Annotated in this window: 2 protein-coding genes; one reads left to right on the forward strand and one right to left on the reverse strand. The window is 44.0% G+C overall.

The features are described 5' to 3' along the window. Positions 1–207 precede the first annotated feature (207 nt). Positions 208–750 (reverse strand): Uma2 family endonuclease, encoded by a 543-nt coding sequence (locus tag IQ246_RS29505; protein ID WP_194006824.1) that lies wholly within the window; start codon positions 748–750, stop codon positions 208–210. 158 nt (positions 751–908) lie between these two features. On the opposite strand from IQ246_RS29505, the gene IQ246_RS29510 reads away from it, so the two are divergent. Continuing rightward, the gene (locus IQ246_RS29510; RefSeq protein WP_194006825.1) at positions 909–1,769 is read left to right on the forward strand and encodes a Tab2/Atab2 family RNA-binding protein; all 861 of its coding nucleotides are present in this window, start codon (positions 909–911) and stop codon (positions 1,767–1,769) included. The last annotated feature ends 42 nt before the right edge of the window (positions 1,770–1,811 follow it).

Genomic DNA, 1,811 nt, shown 5'->3' on the forward strand with positions numbered 1-1,811 from the left:
TATTAACCGCCGTCGGTACGCCGGAGGTTATAAAAAACGCCTGTGGAGAACTCGTCAGTCCAGAAGTAATTCCGGCAGAGATCGTTGAAGCAGGAATCACGCGACTTTCAGTCGTGTGAGGTTCAAACGGATGTCGTCTGGATCTAAAAACTCAAAATAATCTTCTAGTTACATCTATCTACCTCTGTAGAGCTTGTTACAACTATCTTAGTCAAACTCTAAAGGCCACAAATCTACAACTGGCACTTCCCACCCAGGAAGCAATTCGGGAACAGTTAGAACATCTCCATCGTGAAGTATTATTGCATCTTGTCCAAAATTGTAAACTTCCACAATCCGCTCATCGGGATTAAGCAAAATTCCTACCTTAGTTCCCAAAGCCAAAAATTCTTGAATCTTAGCTCTAATATCTTCTAAATTATCGCTAGGGGACTTCACTTCTACAGTCAAATCAGGAGCCAATTGAGCAAAAGACTTGGGACTGCGACGCAAGCGTTCGGCTAAGACAAATGATGCATCCGGTGCGCGTAAATCTGAGTTGGGCAATCTGAAACCTGCGCTGGAAGCTGTTATTCGTCCTATTTTGCGTGGTCTAACCCAATTATGTAACTGGGCTACCATTGCAGCTGCGACCTCATCTGATTCGTATCCTGATGGACTCATGACAATAATATTACCCTTAACTAGTTCTAGGCGATAGTCGGGGTACTGCTGCTGTATTTCTTCTAAATCTTGAAGCGTCAGGGACATAAAACCTCTGATTGTCACTTGTATTTATATTATGGAGACAACAAACCGCTCTAAGAGCGATCGCCTTGCTCCTGTCTACTCGATTTCTTCATGCTGCCCTAACACTCGTATGATCAAAATATCAGGAAAATATAACAGCCAGATTTTCACTGCAAAATATGGGCAATATTTGGGAAATTGATTTTTACTCTCGTCCAATTCTGGACGCAAATCAGAAAAAAGTTTGGGAAGTCTTAGTCTGCGAGAGTCCTGCGGATATCAGCACAAAAACAGATTCTTTGTTTCGCTATGCTCAATATTGCCCCAGTACCCAGGTAAATTCTGGCTGGTTGCGAACGGCGCTACAAGAGGCAATTACCAAAGCAGGAGAAACGCCGATTAAAATCCGCTTTTTCCGCCGCCAAATGAACAACATGATTACTAAAGCTTGCCAAGACTTGGGTATTCCCGCCCAGCTTAGCCGCCGTACTTTGGTTCTCAATCAGTGGCTAGAAAAGCGGATGGAGCAAGTGTATCCTCAAGAGCCAGGGTATCAAGAAGGAACTAGTCCTTCCGTACGCTTAGAAAAACCCTTACCTCAACGTCTACCAGATGCTTTGGAAGGACAGCAATGGGTATTTGTCAGCTTACAAGCTGCGGATTTCGTAGAAATGCCAGAGTGGGAAATTGGCTTTGGTGAAGCCTTTCCCCTAGAGTTGGCGCAAGTATCACCTGAAACCCGTATTCCTGGCATTTTGATTTTCTCATCTAGGGCGTTGCCCTTAGCTGCCTGGATGTCTGGTCTGGAATTGGCTTTTATGAGATTTGACACAAGTGAAGGGACAAGATTGCTTTTGGAAACTGGTGTTACTGAAAGCTGGATTGTGGCAAATATCAAAAATCCGCAAACCCTAGCAGAAGCCAAAGGTTTTGAAGAAGCCAAGCAAAATGCTAATGGAGTACATTTTATCGGCGTACAGTCTGATCCCAAAGCACAATCTTTTACTGGTTTTTGGCTGTTACAAGAGGTCAATATCTGATGAAAAACTCTATACCTTTGGGCATGGGGCATGGGGCATGGG

The sequence above is a fragment of the aff. Roholtiella sp. LEGE 12411 genome, from assembly GCF_015206995.1.
In the GTDB taxonomy this organism is placed as follows: Bacteria; Cyanobacteriota; Cyanobacteriia; order Cyanobacteriales; family Nostocaceae; genus Komarekiella.